At 38.5% G+C, this 3702-nt stretch carries 4 protein-coding genes; all 4 read left to right on the forward strand.

Annotated features, from left to right (window positions below; translation table 11 throughout):
- Window positions 1–1557, forward strand: a 1557-nt coding sequence (locus ACP7AE_RS14060; protein ID WP_426138756.1) for an alpha,alpha-trehalose-phosphate synthase (UDP-forming), incomplete at its 5' end; no start/stop codon positions are given.
- Window positions 1558–1658: 101 nt separating this feature from the next.
- A complete protein-coding gene (locus tag ACP7AE_RS14065) occupies window positions 1659–1823 on the forward strand; it encodes a hypothetical protein (protein WP_426138755.1) in 165 nt (54 codons plus the stop codon).
- A gap of 100 nt (window positions 1824–1923) precedes the next feature.
- Entirely contained in the window at window positions 1924–2580 is a 657-nt protein-coding gene (locus tag ACP7AE_RS14070; protein WP_426138754.1) for a hypothetical protein, read from the forward strand.
- 189 nt (window positions 2581–2769) lie between these two features.
- Window positions 2770–3141, forward strand: coding sequence for a hypothetical protein (locus tag ACP7AE_RS14075; RefSeq protein WP_426243837.1), 372 nt, complete (start codon window positions 2770–2772; stop codon window positions 3139–3141).
- Window positions 3142–3702 lie beyond the last annotated feature (561 nt).

Here is a 3702-nt window from a genome sequence, read left to right on the forward strand (position 1 = left end):
ATCGTCCTATCTAACCGAGTTAAAATGCCTGATAACAACCCAATGGCAGGTGGACTTGCAATAGTACTGCAAGACGTGTTGAACGGAAAATCAGTCGTTTGGATGGGGTGGAATGGTGACATTATTGACCAGCTAAATGATAGCGCAGGCAATGAATTTAGCAGTAACAAACGAACTGCTTTAGCGAATACTCAGGCTGATTTGACGCGAGCAGACACAACCATCACTTATATAACTACTGCACTTACCACTGAGCAGTATCAGCAGTTTTACTGCGGTTTTGCTAACAATGTGCTGTGGCCATTACTGCACGAGCGCACCGATTTAATTCATCAAGCGCCAGAGGATTACGTAGGGTATCAAGCGGTAAACCACCTTTTTGCTGAGCAATTAAAAAAAGTTGTAGAGCCTGATGATGTGATTTGGGTACATGATTATCATTTTTTGAGTGTGGTATACCATTGCAGGCAATTAGGAATCAAAAACCGCATCGGCTTTTTCTTGCATATTTCATTTGTATCACTGCCATTTTGGCAACAGCTGGATAAAAGCTTTGAACTCATTTCCCACCTTGCCTATTACAATGTTGTAGGCACGCAAACTCAAGAAGATAAAGTCAACTGTTTTGGCGTCATTCAGCACTATTTAAAAAACTCACTAATAAAAAACTTCCACAATCAGCAAAATATTGGTACCCCTAACTGCTCAACCAGTACGCAGGTGATCCTTAACTTAGGTATGGATACCCCACATAGCTTACTGATTGATACCTATCCAATTGGTACAAATGTGGCTAAAATCCAACAGCAAATTAGCCACTTATCTTTGCAATACGCCAAATATACTGATCATAAAAAGCAGATAAAGCCTGCGACCCAACAAATTATTGCGGTGGATAGAATCGACTACTCGAAAGGCTTATTGAGGCGTTTTTCAGCGTATCGCGATTTTTTACAGCAAAATCCGACCTATCAAAATAAGCTGACGTTATTACAAATCGCCTGTCCTAGTCGCTTAGATTTACCTGTTTACCATGAGCTTTATAACGATGTCAGACAAACGGTTCATAATATTAATCAGCAATTTTTGCCAAATAAAAATGGTCAAAAAGATGCGGCCGGAAGTCGCCAAGCCATTAATTATAGCGAAACCGTATTAAGCCACGAGGCATTGATGAGATTATTTTGGCAAAGTGATATTGGCTGGGTCAACTCGCTTAAAGATGGTATGAATCTGGTTGCCAAAGAATATATTGCCGCCCAAAACCCTGACAATCCTGGCGTATTACTGGTCTCACGCTATGCTGGGGCGGCTGAGCAAATGCAAGCGGCGGTCATCATCGACCCATATCAGCCAAAAAGTATGACAGAAGGCTTAAAAATAGCTTTGACCATGCCCCTAGATGAAAGAAAGATACGTTATGAATGTTTATTACAGGGTTTGAAACAAGAGAATTTACACGCTTGGCATCAAGGCTTCTTAGAAGATCTATATGACAATAAAGAGTACCAAATAGATAGCGTGAGTCCTGTTGCGAATAAATTATTTGGCACATAGCAGTGAAGATGCACCCATGAGACTGCCGAATGCAAACTTTTGCTATTAAAGGTTGAAGCCAGGATAGATAGCATTAGATGGGAGGGGATTACGTAAGTGTTATGAAAATTGGTATTGCTATTCCTGCCCATACTGAGCCAATGGCAATTACTGGTTGTTTAATTACCGAGTCTCATGAATATACTGTTACTTGGGCAATTGTTTCCATGGAACGATCAATAGTCGTTTATAAACCAATGCAACAGACAGGTTTGCAGGATCTTTAGCAAATTTGAAACAAAATAATCTATATTGAGATACGCAATATAAGAGGGTGTGGCCTTATGATTGAGTGTAAATATACTTCACTAACAAGGATTAGAAATCATGTCAAACCAGCCTACTGATAACGATAACATCAAGAATGCTCTAGAATCGCTTGAAAATACAACGGAAGCGCCTTCAAATAATGAAGTGACGGGTGTTGAGGTTTTAAAAGGCGATAAAGTAATATATGAAGACGGTGATTTTGAAGATTACAATGCCGAAAAACAGATTGAGTCGGATAAAGAGGGTAAATCTGCCAAAGAAGATGAATCTAGCGAAAAAGATGAATCTAGCGAAGATGATAAGTCTGAAAAAAATGATAAGTATGGTGCGACGATAGCTAATATCTACCAATGGGCGTCTAAGCTTAAGGATGATTTTATCTCTGACAAAGACGGCAAATCTGATTCTGATGAAAAAGAGACTTCTGATAAAGATGATAAGCACAGTGCCACGATAGGTCATATCTATCAATGGGCGTCCAAGCTCAAAGATGATTTTACCTCTGAAGCTTCCAACATAACGCATGAAGTTTCTGAAAAAGCGCTTGCTATGATGCTCAATAGGCTTGTAGACGGTGTAGAGGCTGAGCTAAAAGCCTTTGATAAGAAGGTAGAAGACTCTAAAGACTCAGTGCCTAATCTAGCCGAGGAACGTAGTAAAATTTCCGATAAAAAAGACAAATACCAAAGTATGCTTGACCTACTACAAAGCTAACTAAACCATAGGATAATTATTGTTAATCATCCTATGGGGTATTTACAAAATTTGAAAGTCTACTTACTTCTTTCTTAATAGAAAGTTAACGAAAACAAACAAAAACCTCATAATACTGGTGAGTAACTCAATTATGCTGAGGCAATAGAAGCTATCAACCAATTTTTCAATTTTATTAAGGATAATGAGATGAAACCACTAAAACCAAACCGCTTATTACACACGACTGTATTGAGTTTGCTACTGGCAGCTACGATGGGCGTTAGTGCTTGTAGTAGTGAAAAAGAAGGTGATAATGCTCAATCAGGCGACGCGACAGGCACCAATCAATCGAGTGACGTAGATACTTCTTCTTCTGGAGGTGATGCCCCTTTAACGGAAAATGATTCTAATATAGGTGCTGGAGAAGGTTCTGGTACGTCTGCCAATAATGAAGTGAATGCTACTAATCCATCTGGATCGACCGATAATATGGGTAATAGTGGGCCAGACACGAATATTAATAGTGATAGGGATGAAAATCCTAATCTAGATCAAACTCCAGCCGATGGCGTGCAGTAGAGGTAGTAGCTCTCCCACACAGCAGCATTATCAAAAAACGATTAGGTTATAGTGGTAATTCGTAGGTCTAGTATAAAAATAAACGTATTCTAAGAAACTGAATGCTAATCGCTGATAGATTAGTCATAAATTGCCGTCAATAAAGAGAAACAAAATAGTTAATAGGCAGTTTTAGCGATTAGTATTAGTACTCCAATGTTAAGTGTTTGAGCAAGGCACTTAGCATTGGATTTTTTATTGCCTTTTATTTAGTGTCTCAGATAACTTCTTATTGAATTCGACCTATCAAATATGTCTTTAATATGACCTTGCTGCTCTCCTCTTACCGACATATTTTTGATAGAAATAAAGGAGCGATACTTATAAGAAAGGTTACTCAAGAAGCTATTTTACTTTTCAAACTATGATCTTTTATCAGGATAATAATAAATTGCGAACTAGCCTAGGGCGTGTCCCTAATCTGTAAAAGTAAGTATAAAGGCTTTAAAATAAAGAGACTATTTCAAACAGGGCTCTCTAAATTATGGCAAGAACAGTGCTCACCGATAATACATGGGAACA

Source organism: Psychrobacter sp. TWP2-1-2, assembly GCF_049896785.1.
Classification (GTDB): Bacteria; Pseudomonadota; Gammaproteobacteria; order Pseudomonadales; family Moraxellaceae; genus Psychrobacter.